Origin of the sequence: Komagataeibacter melomenusus (assembly GCF_013155395.1) — a bacterium.
Taxonomy (GTDB): domain Bacteria; phylum Pseudomonadota; class Alphaproteobacteria; order Acetobacterales; family Acetobacteraceae; genus Komagataeibacter; species Komagataeibacter melomenusus.
In genome coordinates, this window is the sequence record NZ_JABJWC010000021.1 from 19526 (window position 1) to 39525 (window position 20000).

Genomic DNA, 20000 nt, shown 5'->3' on the forward strand with positions numbered 1-20000 from the left:
AAACATCCTTGGTGAAGCATTTCCAGTAAAAAGGCCGGTCGGAGCATTCTCCACCGGCCTCTGTCATGTCGTGTATGCCCCGCGTCTCAGTTGCGCCGCCCCATGAGCAGGAGCTGCGGGTTGCGCTCCACGTCGGTCGCGAACCCGCGCAGGGCGGCGGCGGCGGCGGCCAGGTCACGCAGTGACGAATCGATATTGGAGCGGTCAGCCGAACTCGGGGCCGTGATGTCATGCAGCCCGGCCAGCGCGCCACGCGCTTCTGTTACCGTATCGTTGGAGTTGACCAGCAGCGTGTGCAGTTCGCCGCCACGCGCATCAAGCTGGGCGGTGCCAGTATCGGCCAGATGGTCGATGGAGGCCAGCGTGGTGTCGAGGCGCTTGTCGAGATCGCGGATGGTGTCGGTCGCGGTATCAACGGTCACGCGCGTATGGTCGGATGTGGCGCGCACGCTATCCACCAGCGGCGGCAGGTCCTTGTCGAGCTTGTCGGCCAGGGTGCGGATGCTCACCAGCATGGCGTCGGCATTGTTGGCAATGTTCTTGAGCGGCAGGGCCGTGAGGGCATCGGTCAGCTTCTGCATTTCCGATTCGCGGGTCGGGATCTCGATCAGCGGGCTCAGGCCGGGATGCAGGTGGGCGGGAATGCCGGGGTCGAAGGTCAGGTCGATTTCTTCCTGCCCGGTCACGAAGCTCTGCATGTGCAGTTCGGCACGCAGCCCGTTTTCAATCAGCTTTGGCAGTTCGTTGGCATCGAGCGCGCGCCCGTGCGAGCCCGCCATGCGCGCGCCATTGGCCTCAAGCTCCACCGTGACCGGAATATAGGCCTGGTGGGTCTGCGGGTCGAACTGAACGGCGATATGGTCCACATGGCCAACCTGCACGCCATCGAACGTAACCGGCGCGCCCACGCCCAGCCCGTTGATCGGGCTGTCAAAAACCACCACGGCGCGATTGGTGGGCGAAAAGGGATGAAACTGTCCGAACAGCGCTATGGCCGTCACACCAAGCAGGGCTCCACCCAACACAAATGCACCGACCGTGGTCTGCCGTTCAGCCATGGTGTTCAGGTCTCCCTAGACGCGGAATGAAAAATACTGTGGCACACGGTTAACCATGCATCCGTTTGCTGCAAGATGGCACCCCATGCCCCGATGGCCAAGCAGGCTGGAGGGATGGCAGGCATGTGCCCGCCCGTTCTTTTAACATGTGTGGCGCAGGCAGCCAGCCCCCGTGGTGGAATGGGGCATTGCCGTGCATGCGTGCCTCGTCTAAACGCACGGCACCCCCCAATTCCATGCAAGGTGCCGTGCAATGCGACGCAGACGTGGCCGCCCGCTTGACGGCTGGCTGATCATCGACAAGCCCCTGGGCATGACCTCCACGCAGGTGGTGGGCCGTGCGCGCTACCTGTTCGATGCCGCCAAGGCGGGCCATGGCGGCACGCTCGACCCGCTGGCCACCGGGCTGCTGCCCATCGCCTTTGGCAAGGCCACCAAGACGGTGCCCTACATCATGGACGGCACCAAGCGCTACCACTTCACCCTGCGCATCGGCGAGGCGCGCGATAGTGATGATGCCGAAGGCACAGTCACCGCCACATCGGATGTGCGGCCAGAAAACGCCGCGTTCGAGGCCGCCCTTGCCGCCTTTCGGGGCGACATCATGCAGGTGCCGCCGGTGTTCTCGGCCCTCAAGGTAGGCGGCCAGCGCTCGTATGACATGGCGCGCGCGGGCAATGCCCCCGAACTCGCGCCAAGGCCCGCGCGCATCGACCGTTTCGAGCTGATTGCCCGCCCCGATGCCGATACGGCCGTGTTCGAGGTGGAATCGGGCAAGGGCGTGTACATGCGGGCACTTGCGCGTGACATTGCGCTGGCCTGCGGCACGGTGGGGCATGTGGCGGCGCTGCGGCGGCTGAACGTGGGGCCATTTGATGAATCCCATGCGATTCCGCTGGACAAAATTGTCGCAAGCGCCGACAACGCGCCTGCTCCACCGGATCTGCTCCTTCCGGTCGCGACCGCGCTGGCCGACATCCCGGCGCTGGCCCTGACCCGTGAGGAAGCGGATGCCCTGTCATTTGGCCAGGCGATCGACCTGGCGCAACTGGCAGACCGGATGCCGGAGCACACCGACCCCCGGAGCGGGGTCGTGCGTGCGATGGACGGGGCGCGTGTGGTCGGGCTGTGCCGCCCTGTCGAAGGGTGGCTCCGATCAGTGCGCATGCTGTGAACCGAATGATCAATGGAGAGAATGATGTCGATTACTGCTGAACGCCGCACGGCGCTTATTGGTGAATACCGCAACGCTGCCACCGATACCGGCTCGCCGGAAGTGCAGGTCGCGCTGCTGACCGAGCGGATCGTGAACCTGACCGAGCACCTCAAGACCCACGCGAAGGATTTCCATTCCCGCCGTGGCCTGCTGATGCTCGTTGGCCGCCGTCGCCGCCTGCTTGACTATGTCAAGCGCAAGGACGTGGCCCGTTACGAAACGCTGATCAAGCGCCTCGGCCTGCGTCGCTGATTTGCGACCGCGCGGCTGGGCGGGCATAATGCCTGCTCTCCCGCGTGGCCCATGCGGGCACGGCGCATGCAACGGCATGGCCGTGCCCCTTCGGGCCGCATTTTTCAGGCGCCCCTGACGGGCGCCACCAACACGCTGCCGAGGCCACGGCGGAGATGTCCGGACCGGATCGCAGCGTTTCAGGCCACATGGTGTTCTGGCGGTATGTGCCGCCATCGCTCCATGCCGTCCGAGGCGCTGCCATCATACGTTCCAATGTCCGGCCCGCCTGCATTGCGGCAGTCAACGGACAGGGTTTGTCTGGATGTTCAATTATTTTCGCAAGGAAATGGAATGGGGCGGTCGCCCGCTGGTGCTGGAAACGGGCAAGGTCGCCCGCCAGGCCGATGGCGCGGTGGTCGTAACCTATGGCGATACGGTGGTGCTGTGCACGGCCGTTGGCGCCAAAAGCGTCAAGCCGGGGCAGGACTTCTTCCCGCTCACGGTCAACTACCAGGAAAAAGCCTACGCGGCGGGCAAGATCCCCGGTGGCTTCTTCAAGCGTGAAGGCCGCCCGAGCGAGGCCGAGGTGCTGAACTCGCGCCTGATCGACCGCCCGCTGCGCCCGCTCTTCCCCGAGAACTTCCGCAACGAGGTTCAGGTCGTGGCCACCGTGCTCAGCCATGACATGGAAAACGATCCCGCCGTCGTGGCGCTGATCGGCTGCTCGGCAGCGCTCACGCTGTCGGGCATTCCGTTCTTCGGCCCGGTGGGTGCGGCGCGCGTGGGCTATTCCGATGGCAAATACGTGCTGAACCCGACCATCTCGCAGCTCAAGGACAGCGCGCTTGACCTGGTCGTGGCGGGTACTGCCGAAGGCGTGCTGATGGTCGAGTCCGAGGCGGTCGAACTGTCCGAGGACGTGATGCTCGGCGCCGTGACGTTCGGCCATGAAGCCTTCCAGCCGGTGATCGACCTGATCATCGACCTTGCCGAAGATGCCGCCAAGGCCCCGTGGGACCTGGCCGAGCCGACGGCAGAGGAAATCAAGCTGCGCAAGAAGGTGGACAAGGCCGGTCGCGCCCTGATCGCCGAGGCCTACAAGGAACGCGCCAAGCAGGTGCGCTACAAGAAGGTCGCCGCCGCCCGTGAGGCGATCCTGGCCAAGATCGGCGAGGCCGAGGCCGATGCCGCCAAGCCGATGATCAAGGATCTCGAGGCCGACGTGGTGCGCACCGAGGTGCTCGACACCGGCTACCGCATCGATGGCCGCGACCTCGAGACGATCCGCCCGATCGTGTCCGAAGTCGGCATCCTGCCGCGCGCGCATGGCTCCGCCCTGTTCACCCGTGGCGAGACGCAGGCCCTTGTGGTGGCAACCCTTGGCACCGGGCAGGACGAGCAGATCGTGGACGCGCTGGAAGGCGAGTACCGCAACAACTTCATGCTGCACTACAACTTCCCCCCGTTCTCGGTGGGTGAGTGCGGGCGCATGGGCTCGCCGGGCCGCCGCGAAATCGGTCATGGCAAGCTGGCATGGCGCGCCATCCACCCGCTGCTGCCGGGCAAGGACACCTTCCCGTACACCATGCGTGTGGTGTCCGAGATCACGGAAAGCAACGGTTCGTCCTCGATGGCGACGGTGTGCGGCACCTCGCTTGCGCTGATGGATGCGGGCGTGCCGCTCAAGCGCCCGGTGGCCGGCATCGCCATGGGCCTGATCAAGGAAGACGACGACTTCGCCGTGCTGTCCGACATCCTTGGCGATGAAGATCACCTTGGCGACATGGACTTCAAGGTGGCGGGCACCGAGCAGGGCGTGACCGCGCTGCAGATGGACATCAAGATCACGTCGATCACGCCCGAGATCATGAAGATCGCGCTGGGCCAGGCGCGTCAGGGCCGCATGCACATCCTGGGCGAGATGGCCAAGGCATTGACCGAAGGCCGCACGGATGTCTCCTCCTCCGCGCCGAAGATCACCACGATCTCCGTGCCGAAGGAAAAGATCCGTGATGTGATCGGCCAGGGCGGTAAAGTCATTCGTGAGATCGTTGAATATTCGGGTGCCAAGATCGATATCAACGATGACGGCACGATCATGATTGCCGCGTCCTCCGACGATCAGGCCGCCAAGGCCATCGAGCGGATCCGTGGCATCGTGGCTGAACCCGAAGTGGGCCACATCTATAACGGCAAGGTGGTCAAGACCGCCGATTTCGGGGCGTTCGTCAACTTCCTCGGCCCGCGTGATGGTCTGGTGCACATCTCCGAGCTGGCGCAGGGCCGCGTCTCCAAGACGACGGACGTGGTCAAGCAGGGTGACGAGGTGAAGGTGAAGGTTCTGGGCTTTGATGACCGCGGCAAGGTGAAGCTGTCCATGCGCGTGGTTGATCAGGAAACCGGTGCCGACATCACCGAGACCGTGGGCGCCAAGCCCGGCCGCGCGCCCGCCGCACGCTAAGCGCGCGGGTTCCGGCCTACAAGACAGCCCGGCCATGACGCGACGCCCGTGCGTGCGCCCATGGCCGGGTAGACACATGACGATGGAATGGTGATGAAGCCGATCAATGCGATCCGTATGGGCGGGACGGATATTCTGCCCCTGGTCGAGGGGGGGAAGGGCGTCTCGATCTCGACTGGCGTTTCCGCCGGGCACTGGGCGGCAGCCGGGGGGGCGGGCACGGTCTCGATCGTGAATGCTGACTCCTATGATGCGGACGGCAACATCGTGCCGCAGGTCTATCACGGCAAGACCCGGCGCGAGCGCCATGAGGAACTGGTCGATTACGCCATTCGCGGCGGCATTGCCCAGGCGCGCATCGCGCATGAGATCGCTGGTGGCAAGGGCCGCATCCACGCCAATATCCTGTGGGAAATGGGCGGGGCGGAGCGGGTCATCAATGGCGTGCTCGAAGGCGCTCCGGGCCTGATCCAGGGCCTGACCTGTGGCGCGGGCATGCCGTACCGCCTGTCGGACATCGCGGCGAAATTCGGCATCCATTACTATCCCATCGTCTCATCCGCCCGCGCGTTCAACGCCCTGTGGCGGCGGTCGTATCACAAGACCGCCGAACTGCTGGGCGCCGTGGTGTATGAAGACCCGTGGCGGGCAGGCGGGCATAATGGCCTGTCCAACACCGAGAACCCGCTGGCGCCGGAGGACCCGTTCCCCCGCGTGCTGGCGCTGCGCAAGCAGATGCGGGCCTTCGGGCTGGATGAGACCCCCATCATCATGGCCGGTGGCGTGTGGTGGCTGGAGGAATGGCAGGACTGGATCGACAACCCCGAACTCGGGCCGATCGTGTTCCAGTTCGGCACCCGCCCGCTGCTGACGCAGGAGAGCCCGATTCCGCAGGCCTGGAAAGACCGCCTGCTGACGCTGAAGAAGGGGGATGTGTTCCTCAACCGCTTCTCGCCCACGGGTTTCTACTCCTCCGCCGTCAACAACAGCTTCCTGCGCGAACTGCGCGGGCGCTCGGAGCGGCAGATCCCGTTCTCGCCCGAAGCCCTTGGCGAGCACACCATGGCGCTGGCCATTGGCGCGCGCGGGCGGCAGGTATTCGTCACCCCCGCCGATGGGCAGCGCGCGCATCTGTGGATGGAAGAAGGCCACACCGAGGCCATGCGCACGCCGGACAACACGCTGGTGTTCGTCTCACCCCCGCGCGCGCGTGAAATCCTGACCGACCAGGGGGCCTGCATGGGCTGCCTGTCGGAGTGCCGCTTTTCCAACTGGTCGCAGAAGCCGCCGGCCTATTCCAACGGGCATAAGGCAGACCCGCGTTCCTACTGCATCCAGAAAACCCTTCAGGATGCCGCCCACGCCCATGGGCCGGACCAGGCCGAGGTGATCGACCACAACCTCATGTTCGGCGGCACCAATGCGTGGCGGTTTGCCACCGACCCGTTCTATGCCAACGGCTTTGTGCCCACCGTGGCGCAACTGCTTGAGCGGATCATGACCGGGCGCTGAGCCTGACCGGATCACGCAAAAAAGGCCGGTGCCTCAAAGGGACCGGCCTTTTTTAATGCAAAAGTTTTTGGTGAAGCTTTTTTCAAAAAGCTTCAAGGAACGCCGCCTTTTTAAAAAAAGGCGGCACCCAGAAACTTTTAATCTTCTGCCTTGGGCAGGCACGCCTCGCTGAACAGCGCGAAGGCCAGGCCACGGTGGCTGATGGCGTTCTTTTCGGCGTCCGTCATGTCGGCAAAGCTGCGGGTGCCGGTGCCGGGGGCGAAAAGCGGGTCATAGCCGTGGCCATTGGTGCCATGCGGCGGCCAGATGACGTGGCCATCAATCCGGCCCTCGAAGGTTTCGGTGCGGCCATCGGGCCAGGCCAGGCACAGCACGGAAATGAACCACGCGCTGCGGTCGGGGCTGTCGCCCATCTGCTCATGAATGCGGCGCATGGCGTCGGGGTAGTCCTTGGCGGGGCCAGCCCAGCGGGCCGAGAAAATGCCCGGCGCGCCGCCAAGGGCTGCAACACAGAAGCCCGAATCATCGGCCAGCGCGGGCAGGTTGGCAGCCTTGGCCGCAGCAACAGCCTTGATGGCGGCATTGCCCGCAAAGCTGTCCGCCGTCTCGTCCGGTTCGGGCAGCGACAGGTCGCCCGCGGAGAGGACGCGGATGCCGTAGCCGCCCAGCAGGGCCGCGAATTCGGCAATCTTGCCCCTGTTATGTGTGGCAAGCACCAGCGTATCGCCACGGTTGAGGTGGGGGAGGGTCATGATGCAAGCGCCTCGTTCACGGTTACGGTCTGGATATGGAACAGTTCGGCGGTGCCGGTGCGGGCCAGGCGCATGAGCGCGTTGAACTGTGCCTCGGTAAAGGGATCTTTTTCCGCCGTGCCCTGAATTTCCACAATGCCGCCATCGGCGGTCAGCACGAAGTTGGCATCGGCGCTGGCCGTGCTGTCTTCATCATAGTCAAGGTCGAGCACGGCGCCCGCCTCGGTCAGCCCGCAGGATATGGCCGCGACCTGCCCCTTGAGCGGAACAACGGGCAGCCTGCCCTCACGCACCAGCTTTTCCAGCGCCAGGCGCAGCGCGATCCATGCGCCGGTAATGGCCGCACAGCGCGTGCCGCCATCGGCGTTCAGCACGTCGCAATCCACCGTGATCGAGATCTCGCCCAGTGCCTTGAGGTCCACCACGGCGCGCAGCGCGCGGGCGATCAGGCGCTGGATCTCCTGCGTGCGGCCGCTCTGCTTGCCGCGCGCCGCCTCGCGCGGGCCACGGTTATGGGTGGCGCGCGGCAGCATGCCGTATTCCGCCGTGACCCAGCCCTGCCCCTTGCCACGCAGGAAGGAGGGCACGCGCGGCTCGATGCTGGCCGCGCACAGCACCTCGGTGCCGCCCATGCGGATCAGGGCTGAGCCTTCCGCGTGGCGGGCAAAGCCGGTCTGGATGAAGACGGGACGCAGCGCGTCGGGGGCGCGGCCGGATGGGCGCATGGGGCAACTCCGCAAGGTAAGGGGGCGGCATAGCGCGCAATCCACTCCTATTTCCAGTCCCGCGTGGGCACGGGCGTGCGGGATCTGTTATGATGGAGACTTGCGGATGACTGCGTGCAAAGGAGGCATGGCGATGGAAACCCGATCACCGGTATCGCAGCCGGCCCTGCTGTCCGGGCTTGATGCGCGTTCCGCCGCGATCCTGCGCGAGATCGTGGAACAGTATGTGGAAACGGGCGAGCCGATGGGCTCGCGCACCCTGTCGCAGCGCCTGCCGCTTTCGCTCTCGCCCGCCACGATTCGCAATGTCATGGCGGACCTGACCGATGCGGGGCTGCTGTTCTCGCCCCATGCCTCGGCGGGCCGCCTGCCGACCGAGAAGGGGGTGCGGCTGTTTGTCGATGGGCTGCTGCAGTTCGGCAGCCTGAGCGAGGAGGAGCGCGAGAGCATCGCGGGCACGCTCGATGTCAAGGGCCGCTCGCTGGAGGACATGCTGGCGCAGGCGTCGTCCATGCTGTCGGGCCTGTCCTCGGCGGCGGGGCTGGTCATGGCGCCCAAGAGTGATTCCTCCACCATCAAGCATATCGAATTCGTGGCCCTTGGTCCGGGGCGCGCGCTGGTCATCCTGGTCAGCGCCGACGGGCAGGTGGAAAACCGCGTGATCGAGACCCCGCCCGGCCTGCCGCCCTCGGCGCTGGTCGAGGCGGGCAACTACCTCAACGCCCACCTGTCGGGCCAGACGCTCGACCGCCTGCGCGAGACGGTCAGCACCGACATGACCGCCAATCGCAACGCGCTCGACCACCTGACGGCAGGCGTGGTGGCCAGCGGCCTTGCCACATGGAGCGATGCGGAGGAGCGGGGCGGCACGCTGTTCATCCGCGGGCAGGGGCGCCTTCTGGCCGATGTGACCGAGATCGAGCGCCTGACCACCATCCAGATGCTGTTCGAGCGGCTGGAAACGCAGGAGACCATGCTGCGCCTGCTCGACCTTGCGCGGGAATCGGAGGGGGTGCGCATCTTCATCGGGGCGGAAAGCGGGCTGTTCGGCATGGCGGGCATGTCGGTGGTGGTGGCACCCGCGCGCACCGACACCAACCGCATCGTGGGCGCCATTGGCGTGATCGGCCCCACGCGTATCAATTATGGCCGCATCATCCCGGTGGTGGACTATACCGCCCGCGTGATCGGCCGCCTGCTGGGCTGAGCTGCTGCATCTTCATGCAACCCCGCCCCCCGCGCGCCCTTATGGTGGGCAGGCACCAACCGCACGCCCGCCATACTGGCGCGGGCATGCCCATCACGCAGGGAGAAAGCCATGTTCACGCCTGATGCACGCCAGTCCGGGTCCTTCATGATCGGGGGCGATATCGAGGTGACAAGGCTCGGCTTCGGGGCCATGCGCATTACGGGGCCGGGCATATGGGGCGAGCCTGCCGACCGGGCGAAAGCGCTCGCCACGCTCAGGCGCCTGCCCGAACTCGGCATCAATCTTGTCGATACCGCCGATGCCTATGGCCCGGAGGTGAGCGAGAACCTCATCCGCGAGGCGCTGCACCCCTATGAGGGCATGCTCATTGCCACCAAGGGCGGCCATACGCGCCACGGGCCGGATATCTGGAAGCCCGTGGGCAATCCCGACTACCTGCGCCAGTGCGTGCTGATGAGCCTGCGCAGGCTGGGCGTGGAGCGCATCGACCTGTGGCAGCTGCACCGCGTGGGGGCCGACTGCACGCCCGAGCGGCAGTTCGAGGCCATTGCCACCATGCGCGCGCAGGGCCTGATCCGCCATGTGGGCCTGTCGGAGGTGACGGTGGAGATGATCGAGCGCGCGCGGCTGTATTTCCCGGTCGCGACGGTGCAGAACCGCTTCAACCTCGTCAACCGCTATTCGGAGGACGTGCTCGATTACTGCACGCGCGAGAATATCGGCTTCATTCCGTGGGCGCCGCTGGCGGCGGGCGGCCTGACCAGGGGTGATACCGTGCTCACGCGCCTTGCGGGCGAGAAGGGCGTGCAGCCCGGCCAGATCGCGCTGGCGTGGCTGTTGCGCCGCGCGCCGGTCATGCTGCCCATTCCCGGCACGTCCAGCCCCGAGCATGTGGCCGATAACGCAGCGGCCGCCGCGATCGAACTGAGCGATGAGGAATTCCGCCAGCTTGATAATGACGGCCGGGCCGAATGGGCAAGCCGCAACGCGGGCTGAGCGGGCGCGGGCAGGGGCGGACCAGGCTCGGGCGGATCGGGGGCGACGGCAGCGCGGGACAATGCTAGACAGGGGCCTTACGACACAGAACAGCCCCTTTCTCTCCTTATTGGACACCGGATGACGCTTGCTGACGGATCAGGCCGCGATGGCCGGATGGATGGACCCTCCCGCCCCGGTGGGGGTGGCCCGCGCCGCCCGCGCTACCGCATGGTGCGCTGGCTGGCGGGCACCACGCTGGCGGTGCTGCTGCTGGGCAGCGGCGGCGCGGGCATTGTGGGCTGGTATGAATATGAGCGCCTGAGCGAGGGCCTGCCCACCGTCGATGGCCTGCGCACCTACCAGCCCCCCGTCATGAGCCGCCTGTATTCCGGTGATGACCAGGTGATGGCCGAACTCGCCGCCGAGCGGCGCATCTTCGTGCCCTACAGCGCCATACCCGAGCGCGTGCGCAGCGCCTTCCTGGCTGCGGAGGACCAGAAATTCTTCAGCCATGGCGGCGTGGACCCGCTGGCCATCCTGCGCGCGGGCATCACCGACATGATGATGCACGGCACCAAGCACCGCCCCATCGGGGCCTCGACCATCACGCAGCAGGTCGCGCGCATCATGCTGCTGGGGTCGAATGCGGTGTCGATTGACCGCAAGATCAAGGAAGCGCTGCTGGCCATGCGGCTGGAGCAGACGCTGAGCAAGGAGCAGATTCTCGAGATCTACCTCAACGAGATCTATCTGGGCGAGGGCGCCTACGGCATCGGTGCCGCCGCCCAGACCTATTTCAACAAGCCGCTCGACCAGCTTGACAATGCCGAGGCCGCCTTCCTTGGCGCGCTGCCCAAATCACCCACCAACTACAACCCGCACCGCTACGTGCAGGCGGCGACCAACCGGCGCAACTGGGTGCTCGACCGCATGGCCGACCTCAAGGTCATTACACCACAGGAGGCGCGCGCGGCCCAGCTCGAGCCCCTCGTGCCCGCCAACTTCACCCGCCCCGGCCCCGTGCCCGGCTCGGAATGGTTTGCCGAGGAAGTGCGCCGCGAACTGATCGAGCGCTACGGCATCGGCACCACCATGGAGGGCGGGCTTTCGGTCCATACCTCGCTGGATTCGCACCTGCAGCAGCTGGCCACCGGCGCCTTGCGCGAGGGGCTGCTGCGCTATGACCGCGCCCATGGCGGCTGGCGGGGCGCGTTCGCGCATGTCGAGGCCGCTGACGTGGCGGGCGACTGGGCCAATGCGCTGGCGCATGTCACGGCGCCCGCCGCCATGCTGGAGCAGTGGCGGGTGGCCGTGGTGCTGTCCGCCGCCACGGGCCGGGTGGGCTGGCTTGAGGGGCGCGATCCCGTCATGCCCCATACCGGCACGGTGCTGGCGCGTGACATGGCATGGATGCGCACCGGCAAGGGCGTGCAGGCGGGGGACGTGGTGCTGGTCGAGCCCCAGGCCGATGGCAGCGGCGTTGCCATCCGCCAGGTGCCGCGCGTGGAGGGCGCCCTTGCCACCATCGATGTGCGCACCGGGCGCGTGCTGGCCATGGTGGGGGGCTGGTCGTTCCGCGAATCGCAGTTCAACCGCGCCATCCAGGCGGCGCGGCAGCCGGGGTCCTCGTTCAAGCCGTTCGTCTATCTGGCGGCGATGGAGCAGGGGATCTCGCCTTCACAGAAATTCGATGATTCCCCGGTCAGCTACGGCGAGTGGCATCCCAACAACTACGAGAAGGATTTCTGGGGCCCCACCACCCTGCATGACGCGCTGCGCGAATCGCGCAACCTCGTCACCATCCGCCTTGCCGCCCAGATCGGCATGAAGCCCGTGGCCAGCCTCGCGCAGGGCCTTGGCCTCGTGCATTCCATGCCGTTGGTGCTGCCCGCGGCCCTTGGCGCGGTCGAGACCACCGTGATGAAGGAGGCGGGCGCCTATGCCACCATCGCCAATGGCGGCAGGCTGGTCACCCCCACGCTGATCGATGACATCAAGGACCGCAACGGCAACGTGGTGTGGCGGCCCGAGGGCATTGGGTGGCAGCCCGGCAGCACGCCCGCCACCGGCCCGCAGGTGGCCGATACCCGCCCGCAGGTCGTCTCCGCCACCAGTGCTGCCCAGATCGTGGCCATGATGCAGGATGTGGTGCGCCGGGGCACGGGCGTGCGCGCGGGGGCTGGCATCGACCGGCCCATAGCCGGCAAGACCGGCACCAGCCAGGACTTCAATGATGCGTGGTTCGCGGGTTTTTCGCCCGATCTGGTCACGGTGGTGTGGATCGGGTTCGACACGCCGCAGTCGCTGGGCAAGAACGAGACCGGCGGCGTGATCGCAGGCCCGATCTGGAACCAGGTGATGAAGGCCGCACTCGCCACCCGCCCCCGGCTTGATTTCCGCGTGCCTGATGGCGTGCAGCTTGCACGCTACGATACCGGCATGGGGGTCGCGATCGATGCCTTCAAGCCCGGCCAGGTGCCCGGTGAGAGCGTGGACCTGGGCGCGGGCTCGGGCATGGCGCTGACGGCGGCGGATACGGGGGCGGAGAACATGCCCGATTCCGAGAACGACATGGCCACGATGCCCGCCAGCCCCGCCACCGTGCCTGATGGCACGACATCGGCAGGCCACCCCGCAGCCCCTGCGGCCGCACCCGCCACGCAGCCTTCCGGGGGTGACATTGGCATGGGCGGGCTGTATTGACGCCGTTCATGGCCGGGCGTGACATGGCGCACGCCCGCACTGTTGACCGTTGACCAAGGAGCAAGCCCATGTCTGCCGAGACAGAGGCCCTGAACGACCAGATCAAGCAGTCGGTGGCGCTGCTGAGGAGGCATCTTTGACTGGGATGTCGCAATCGACCGCCTCGCGGAACTGAACAACCGGGCCGAAGACCCCGACCTGTGGAACGATTCGGACGCAGCGCAGAAACTCATGCGCGAGCGCACCATGCTGGCTGGCCAGATCGAGGGCGTGCAGCGGCTTGAAGCCGATGTGAACGACACGATCGAACTTGTCGAACTCGCTGAAATGGAAGGTGACGAGGCCGTGGTGGCCGAGGCGCTCGGCACCCTGCGCGCCCTGGCCGAGGAAGCCAAGCGCCGCGAGACCGAGAGCCTGCTTTCGGGCGAGGCCGACAGCAATGACTGCTACCTCGAGGTCAATGCGGGCGCTGGCGGCACCGAGGCGCAGGACTGGGCCGAGATGCTGCTGCGCATGTACACCCGCTGGGCCGAGCAGCATGGCTACAAGGTCACCATGATGGAAAGCTCGGAGGGCGAGCAGGCGGGCATCAAGTCCGCCACCATCCAGGTCACCGGCCCCAACGCCTATGGCTGGCTCAAGACCGAGGCGGGCGTGCACCGGCTGGTTCGCATCTCGCCGTTCGATGCCGCGGCACGGCGGCAGACCTCGTTTGCGTCGGTGTGGGTCTATCCGGTGGTCGATGACTCGATCGAGATCGAGATCAACGAGGCCGACCTCCGGGTCGATACCTTCCGCGCCTCGGGCGCTGGTGGCCAGCACGTCAACAAGACGGAATCGGCCATCCGCATCACGCACATCCCCACCGGCATCGTGGTGGCGTGCCAGACTGACCGCTCGCAGCACCGCAACCGCGCCACCGCCATGACCATGCTCAAGGCGCGGATGTACGAGCAGGAACTCCAGCGCCGCGAGGCCGCCGCCGCCCAGACCGAGGCCAGCAAGACCGATATCGGCTGGGGGCACCAGATCCGCTCCTACGTGCTGGCCCCCTACCAGCTGGTGAAAGACCTGCGCACCAATGTCGAGAAAACCAACCCGGACGCGATTCTGGATGGTGACATCGATGACTTCATGGCAGCCGCCCTTGCCGCCCGCGTGGGGGCCACCCGCTCGGAAGCCAGCGCCCAGGCGCAGTAACGCCGCAACCGGGGCGTGCAGGCCGGCAACCCCGTGGCCCGGAGCCACGGGGTTTTTTCATGCCGTGGGCGTTGGGCATTGTTCTGCCAAGGGAAAATTGTTTCGAACCTGTGTTATATGATGCTTGACACAGCGCCCCTGAGCACGCCCAATTCCGCTCAGGGCAATTTGAACAGCAGGCGCCCGCGCGGGTTGCCGCGCAGGGGCTGGACAGGAGCGGCATGTGGTCTGACGAAGTCATGGGAAAGGATTATGCCGCCAGGCAGCGACGGCGCACGCCGTACCTGCGCGTGGCGGGGGTGATCGTGCTGGTCCATGTCGTTGTCGTGTCGGCGCTGGCCTACGGGCTGCGGCCCAAGGCCAAGCCCATGTTTCCCGAGCCGTACCGCCCCCTGCCGCCGCTCGCGATCCGTATCATCCCCGAGCCGCCACCACCCGTGCCCCCCGCGCCGCCGCCGGTGCGCCCGGTCATGGTCGTGCCGGTGGCCCCGGTCATTCCCGCCCCGGTCATCGGGCGTGATAACAGGGTCCGTCAGCCGGAATTGTTCTGAAAACGATACAGGTGGATTGATTTTCAGCGTCCGGACTGGTCAGATAACAGTCATCAAATGTGTTGCAGGCCTAAAGCATGGCCCTATTCGTCAGAGGATTTGAGGTAAATGACCCGACAGCATCGTAAACCAGTCATGGCGGCCGCGCTGCTGACCGCCTTTTCGGCACTGGCCTACGCCACGCCCGCCGCCGCCGCCGATAATCCCTACGGCCTGGGCGCGCTGTGGTCGAATGGTGATTTCATCGCCCGTACCGTGCTCATCATCATGGTCGTGATGTCTGTCGGGACCTGGTACATCATGATTACCAAATTCCTCGAGCAGGCCCGCATGATGAAGGCCGCCAAGGAAGTGAAGGCCAAGTTCTGGCCCGCGCATGACATCAAGGAGGGTGCTGCCCTGCTCGATACCGCATCGCCCTTCCGCTACATCGCCGATACCGGCATTACCGCCGCCGAGCACCACGAAGGCACGATGCAGGAGACGATCGACCTGTATTCCTGGACCACCATGTCCATCCAGCGCTCGGTGGACTTCATCCAGAACCGCCTGCAGGGCGGCCTTGCCTTCCTCGGCACCGTGGGTTCGACCTCGCCGTTCGTGGGTCTGTTCGGCACCGTGTGGGGCATCTATCACGCGCTGACGGCCATCGGCATCGCGGGCCAGGCCTCGATCGACAAGGTTGCAGGCCCCGTGGGTGAATCGCTGATCATGACCGCCATCGGCCTCGGCACCGCCGTGCCCGCGGTGCTCGGCTACAACATGCTGGTGCGCCGCAACAAGGGCGCGCTTGACGAGGTGCGCAACTTTGCCGCCGATGTGCAGTCCATCCTGATTGGCGGTTACCGCCATGAAGCGCACGACCCGGCGGAATAAGCCTGCCGTCCGCACGTAACCTGATTTCAATGTCACGGCGCGGCGGCTCCACGGAGCCGCCGCGCCAGCGGTCGGGGGCGGATTGAATGATGGGCCGCACGGGTCCATCGTGATGCCCTGGCCGATCATTCGGGCCATGACCCGTTCATGGAAGGACATCACAGTTGAAAAACATCACATCCAAATCGCTGTTCCGGCTGCGTGGCCGCCTGCTGGCTGGCGTCATGATGGCGCTGCCGGTGGCGGGCGTCCTGCCCATGCACGGCGCGCACGCGGCTGACCAGCTTGGCCAGAAGGTGGGCACGGCGCTGCAGAAGGCCCAGACCGACCTTGCCGCCAAGAAATACCCGCAGGCCATGGCCGATGTGGACGAGGCGGACGCCGTAAGCGGCAAGTCCGATTACGAATCCTACACCATCGCCCAGATGCGCGCGGCCGTTGCGGCCCAGTCGGGCAACGTGCCGGCCGCCATCGCGGCCTATGACAAGCTGATCGCCTCGCCCCGCACGCCTGCGGCCACCAAGGAGCAGATGGCGCTGGCCGAAGGCAGCATGGCCTTCACCGCCAAGGATTACCCCACCGCCGTTGCGGTGAGCGAGAAATACATCAAGGCGGGTGGCAAGAACCCGCAGATGCTGACCATCCTGATCCAGGCCTATTACCTGCAGCATGACTTCGCCAACGCAGCCCGCGTGCAGCAGGGCCAGATCGATGACACCATCAAGGCAGGCGGCAAGCCCACCGAGAACCAGCTCCAGCTGCTCGCCGCCTGCCAGGCGCAGCTCAAGGACAACGCGGCGCTGACCAAGACCTACGTCATGCTCGCTACCTACTACCCCAAGCCCGATTACTGGGCGCAGGTGGTCCATTCCGTGCTGAGCAACCCCAACATGGCGCCGGGCCTGCGGCTTGACATCGACCGCGTGCGCCTTGAGTCCGGTCTGGTCAAGACCTCGGCCGAGTATATGGACATTACCGAACTGGCCATGCAGGCGGGCCTGCCGCAGCTTGCGCTCGACATCATCAACCAGGGCTATGCCAGCGGCGTGGTGGGGCATGACGCCTCCGCCCCGCGCAGCGAGAAGCTGAAGGCAATGGTGGCCCAGAGTGCCGAGAGCACCAAGGCCAACCTCGACACGGCGGCCAGCCAGGCCGCAACCGGCAATGCCATGCTCACGGCAGGCTACAACTACGTGCTCAATGGCCAGGCCGATAAGGGTCTGGCGCTGATGCAGCAGGGTCTGGCCAAGGGGCCGTCCGACATCAATATCGGTCGCCTGCATTATGGGCTTGCGCAGGCGGCAGCGGGCCAGAAGGCGGCTGCCATTACCACGTTCAACAGCGTGGCAGGCACCAATGGCGCGCGTGACATCGCGCAGTTCTGGGTGCTCAAGCTGAACGCAGCGCCTGCCGCGCACTGATAAGGACAGAAGTTTTCGGGGAGGCTTTTTTCAAAAAGCTTCGAAAGACAAAAACTTCTGATCTTTTACAGCTTGTCTGCCAGACGGGGCGCCGGATCATCCGGCGCCCCGTTTGCATGTGGGGCAGACATTTTATGATATGATCGCTGGCCTTATCCCCATGCCGCGCGTTGGCTATGCTGGGCGCTGTTGCATGCAGGGCATCATGCCTGCCCCAGAACCGGAACATGGCCAAGAGAATGACACAGACACCCGCCACAGCCGATCTGCCCGCCCGCATCCTCGTGGTGGAAGACGATCCCGGCATGCGCACCCTGATCGTCCGTGCCCTGCAGGGCGATGGCTACCGCGTGCGCGGCGTGCAGGATGGTCCTGAAATGTGGGATGCGCTCAAGGCGCAGGCCGCCGATCTCATCATCCTTGACGTGATGCTGCCGGGCACCAACGGGCTGGACCTGTGCCGCAGCCTGCGCGCGCAGGCCGATCCCTCGGTGCCGGGCGAGGCCCCGCTGACGGAGGTGCCGGTCATCATCGTCTCCGCCCGGGGCGAGGAACTCGACCGCGTGCAGGGCCTTGAACTCGGCGCGGATGACTACGTGCCCAAGCCCTTTGGCCAGAAGGAACTGCTCGCCCGCGTGCGCGCGGTGCTGCGCAGGCGCGGCGGCGGCGTGACCACGCCAAGTGCCGGGCGGCAGCGCAAGGAAACCGTGCGCTTTGGCGGATGGATGCTCGACCTGCGGCGGCGCGAACTGACCGACCCCTCGGGCATGGCGGTCGAGATATCGGGGGCGGAGCACGACCTGCTCACCAGTTTTCTTGACAATCCGCAGCGCGTGATCGGGCGTGACCGGTTGCTCGAACTCTCGCGCACGCGGCTGGGCGATGTGTCCGACCGCAGCGTGGATGTGCTGGTCAGCCGCCTGCGGCGCAAGCTGGGGCCGGATTCGGATGGGCTGATCCGCACCGTGCGCGGCATGGGCTACATCTTCACCGCTGAGGTGGAGCGGGTCTGAGCGCGCCGTGGCGGGGCAGGGGAGCGTGCAGGCCGGTCGGGTGCCACAGGCGGCAAGGCGCATCACGCTATGGCCGCGCGGGCTGGTCGGGCGCGTCATGTTCGTGCTGCTCGTGGCGGTGGCGCTCGTGTTCGTGGGCAGTTCCGTTTTCTATGAGGAAGCCGAGACCTACACCATAGACGACGCCCAGCTTGAACAGGTGGGCGAGCGGCTGGTGATCGATGCGCGCGTGCTGGCGGCAACGCCCACATCGCAGCGCATGGTGCTGGCCGCCATGCTCTCCACCAGCGATCTGACGGTGGACTGGCGCAACCAGGGCCAGCAGGGCGCGCTCAAGGTCGAGCCGCCCTCGCTGCGCAAGCTGCATGACCGGCTGGCGGGCACCCTGCCGGTGCTGCAGGGCGATGCGCTCAACCTTGCGGGCACCATCATGGGCACGGCGGATGTGCGCGGCACGCTGCGCCTGCCCGATGGCAGCTACATGGGCTTTCTCGCCCCCGATATCCTTGAGCCGCACCACATGCGCCGCGGGCTCGTTTCGGCGGCCATCCTGGCGGGCGCGGTCATCGGGGCGGCGGGCATGCTGGTGCGAGCGCTGAGCATGCCGCTGCGCGCCCTGGCCGATGTGGCCGATACGGTCGGCTCGGGCCGGTGGGTGCCATTGGCCGACAAGGGCCCGCGTGAGGTGCGCTACCTGGCCCGTGCCATCAACGCCATGCAGGAGCGCATCAACCGCCTGATCGCCGACCGCACCGAAGCCCTTGCCGCCGTATCACACGACCTGCGCACCCCGCTCGCCCGTCTGCGCCTGCGCGCGGGCTTTCTGGAAGATGCAAATGCGCAGAAGGAGATCGAGGCCGACGTGACCGAGATGGAGGCCATGATCACCGGCGTGCTGGCCTATCTTTCAGGCGAGAAGGACCCCGAGCCCGCGCGTTCGGTCAACGTGGCCTCCATTCTGGCCACGCGCGTGGATGACGAGGCCGATCAGGGCCGGAACGTGACCTATGACGGCCCCGACCAGGCGCAGGCCATGGTGCGCCCGCTGGCGCTCAAGCGCGTGGTGGGCAACCTGATTGACAATGCCGTGAACTATGGCGGCAACGCCCATGTCAGCCTGACGTTGATGGAAGATGCCCTGTGCATCCGCGTGGAAGATAACGGCCCCGGCCTGCCCGAGGTCGAACTCGACCGCGTGACCACGCCGTTCTACCGCGTGGAGGGCTCGCGCTCGCGCAGCACGGGCGGGCTGGGGCTGGGGCTCGCCATTGTCAGCCGCGAGGTGGCGCGTGGCGGCGGGCGGTTCCGGCTGTTCAACCGGCTGGGGGGCGGGTTGTGCGCGGAAATTGTCCTGCCGCGCATGCCGTGATAGGCCACAGGGCGTAAATGCACGCCGCGCGTGTGCGTGGGGTTGGATTTGCGCGCGGGTCGATCATATAACAGGACCCGGGAAGTACTTTTGCCTGTCCCCCCTTTCCCGTCATGTCTGGAAGACCGAGCAATGTTCATCGAAACGGAAGACACACCCAATCCCGCCACCCTGAAGTTCCTGCCGGGGCGCGAGATCATGGCCAGCGGGGCGACGGCGGATTTCATCAGCCCCGATTCCGTGGCGGGCCGCTCGCGCCTGGCCGAACTGCTGTTCGACCTCGATGGCGTGGCCCGCGTCTTCTTTGGCAATGACTTCGTGGCCGTGACCCGCGCCGATGCCGCCGCGTGGGAGGCCCTGCGCCCGCAGGTGCTTGCGGTGCTGGCCGATTACCTCGCCACCGAACAGCCCGTGGTGGAAAGCGAAGCCGTGGTGGTTGAAGACCTGATCGCGCCGGGTGATGAGGAAATCGTGCAGCAGATCAAGGAACTGCTCGATACCCGCGTGCGCCCCGCCGTGGCGGGCGATGGCGGTGACATCGTGTTCCGTGGCTACCGCGATGGCGTGGTGCGCCTGACCATGCAGGGCGCGTGCTCGGGTTGCCCGTCATCACGCGCCACCCTCAAGCACGGGGTCGAGAACATGCTGCGCCATTACGTGCCGGAAGTGGTATCGGTGGAGCAGGTCGAGGCCTGATCGGCAGGTCTTGCGCGTAAGCTTG

Annotated in this window: 17 protein-coding genes; 14 read left to right on the plus strand and 3 right to left on the minus strand. The window is 66.2% G+C overall.

Annotated elements, in window-relative coordinates; all coding sequences use genetic code 11:
- Positions 1-86 precede the first annotated feature (86 nt).
- Entirely contained in the window at positions 87-1058 is a 972-nt protein-coding gene (locus HNW77_RS09510) for an MlaD family protein (protein ID WP_172157237.1), read from the minus strand.
- Positions 1059-1311: 253 nt separating this feature from the next.
- Here HNW77_RS09510 and truB point away from each other — a divergent pair, with 253 nt between their 5' ends.
- The 4 genes from truB (at position 1312) to HNW77_RS09530 (ending at position 6481) form a co-directional block, all read left to right on the plus strand.
- Positions 1312-2232: a tRNA pseudouridine(55) synthase TruB gene (gene truB / locus HNW77_RS09515; protein ID WP_172157239.1), complete on the plus strand. Its 921-nt coding sequence runs from the start codon at positions 1312-1314 to the stop codon at positions 2230-2232.
- Between the two features lie 24 nt (positions 2233-2256).
- The gene (gene rpsO, locus HNW77_RS09520; protein ID WP_159263630.1) at positions 2257-2526 is read left to right on the plus strand and encodes a 30S ribosomal protein S15; all 270 of its coding nucleotides are present in this window, start codon (positions 2257-2259) and stop codon (positions 2524-2526) included.
- 304 nt (positions 2527-2830) lie between these two features.
- Entirely contained in the window at positions 2831-4969 is a 2139-nt protein-coding gene (gene pnp, locus HNW77_RS09525) for a polyribonucleotide nucleotidyltransferase (protein ID WP_172157241.1), read from the plus strand.
- A gap of 93 nt (positions 4970-5062) precedes the next feature.
- On the plus strand, positions 5063-6481 hold the full coding sequence (locus tag HNW77_RS09530) for an NAD(P)H-dependent flavin oxidoreductase (protein ID WP_172157243.1): 1419 nt from the start codon (positions 5063-5065) through the stop codon (positions 6479-6481).
- Between the two features lie 137 nt (positions 6482-6618).
- On the opposite strand, the gene rdgB is transcribed toward HNW77_RS09530, so the two are convergent.
- Both rdgB and rph read right to left on the minus strand, forming a co-directional pair.
- Positions 6619-7233 (minus strand): RdgB/HAM1 family non-canonical purine NTP pyrophosphatase, encoded by a 615-nt coding sequence (gene rdgB / locus HNW77_RS09535; RefSeq protein ID WP_172157245.1) that lies wholly within the window; start codon positions 7231-7233, stop codon positions 6619-6621.
- Positions 7230-7958 carry a ribonuclease PH gene (gene rph / locus HNW77_RS09540; protein WP_172157247.1) on the minus strand — a complete coding sequence of 243 codons (729 nt, stop codon included), beginning with the start codon at positions 7956-7958 and terminating at the stop codon, positions 7230-7232. Before rph ends, rdgB begins: the two co-directional genes overlap by 4 nt.
- 127 nt (positions 7959-8085) lie before the next feature.
- Here rph and hrcA point away from each other — a divergent pair, with 127 nt between their 5' ends.
- The 10 genes from hrcA (at position 8086) to HNW77_RS09590 (ending at position 19975) form a co-directional block, all read left to right on the plus strand.
- Entirely contained in the window at positions 8086-9165 is a 1080-nt protein-coding gene (hrcA, locus tag HNW77_RS09545) for a heat-inducible transcriptional repressor HrcA (RefSeq protein ID WP_172157249.1), read from the plus strand.
- Positions 9166-9276: 111 nt separating this feature from the next.
- Positions 9277-10164 carry an aldo/keto reductase gene (locus HNW77_RS09550; protein ID WP_172157251.1) on the plus strand — a complete coding sequence of 296 codons (888 nt, stop codon included), beginning with the start codon at positions 9277-9279 and terminating at the stop codon, positions 10162-10164.
- A 120-nt stretch (positions 10165-10284) separates the two neighbouring features.
- Entirely contained in the window at positions 10285-12849 is a 2565-nt protein-coding gene (locus HNW77_RS09555) for a penicillin-binding protein 1A (protein WP_172157252.1), read from the plus strand.
- A gap of 68 nt (positions 12850-12917) precedes the next feature.
- A protein-coding gene (gene prfB / locus HNW77_RS09560; protein ID WP_172157253.1) for a peptide chain release factor 2 occupies positions 12918-14049 on the plus strand; the annotation gives its coding sequence in 2 pieces (ribosomal slippage) (positions 12918-12986 and positions 12988-14049; 1131 coding nt in all).
- Positions 14050-14270: 221 nt separating this feature from the next.
- Positions 14271-14600: a hypothetical protein gene (locus HNW77_RS09565; RefSeq protein WP_241694384.1), complete on the plus strand. Its 330-nt coding sequence runs from the start codon at positions 14271-14273 to the stop codon at positions 14598-14600.
- A 108-nt stretch (positions 14601-14708) separates the two neighbouring features.
- Positions 14709-15476, plus strand: a complete 768-nt coding sequence (locus tag HNW77_RS09570; protein ID WP_172157254.1) for a MotA/TolQ/ExbB proton channel family protein — start codon at positions 14709-14711, stop codon at positions 15474-15476.
- 197 nt (positions 15477-15673) lie between these two features.
- Positions 15674-16897, plus strand: a complete 1224-nt coding sequence (locus HNW77_RS09575) for a tetratricopeptide repeat protein (protein WP_408886811.1) — start codon at positions 15674-15676, stop codon at positions 16895-16897.
- Positions 16898-17136: 239 nt separating this feature from the next.
- Positions 17137-17910, plus strand: a complete 774-nt coding sequence (locus HNW77_RS09580; protein WP_172157255.1) for a response regulator — start codon at positions 17137-17139, stop codon at positions 17908-17910.
- A gap of 97 nt (positions 17911-18007) precedes the next feature.
- A complete protein-coding gene (locus HNW77_RS09585; RefSeq protein WP_241694387.1) occupies positions 18008-19279 on the plus strand; it encodes an ATP-binding protein in 1272 nt (423 codons plus the stop codon).
- A 132-nt stretch (positions 19280-19411) separates the two neighbouring features.
- Positions 19412-19975: a NifU family protein gene (locus tag HNW77_RS09590; protein ID WP_172157257.1), complete on the plus strand. Its 564-nt coding sequence runs from the start codon at positions 19412-19414 to the stop codon at positions 19973-19975.
- The last annotated feature ends 25 nt before the right edge of the window (positions 19976-20000 follow it).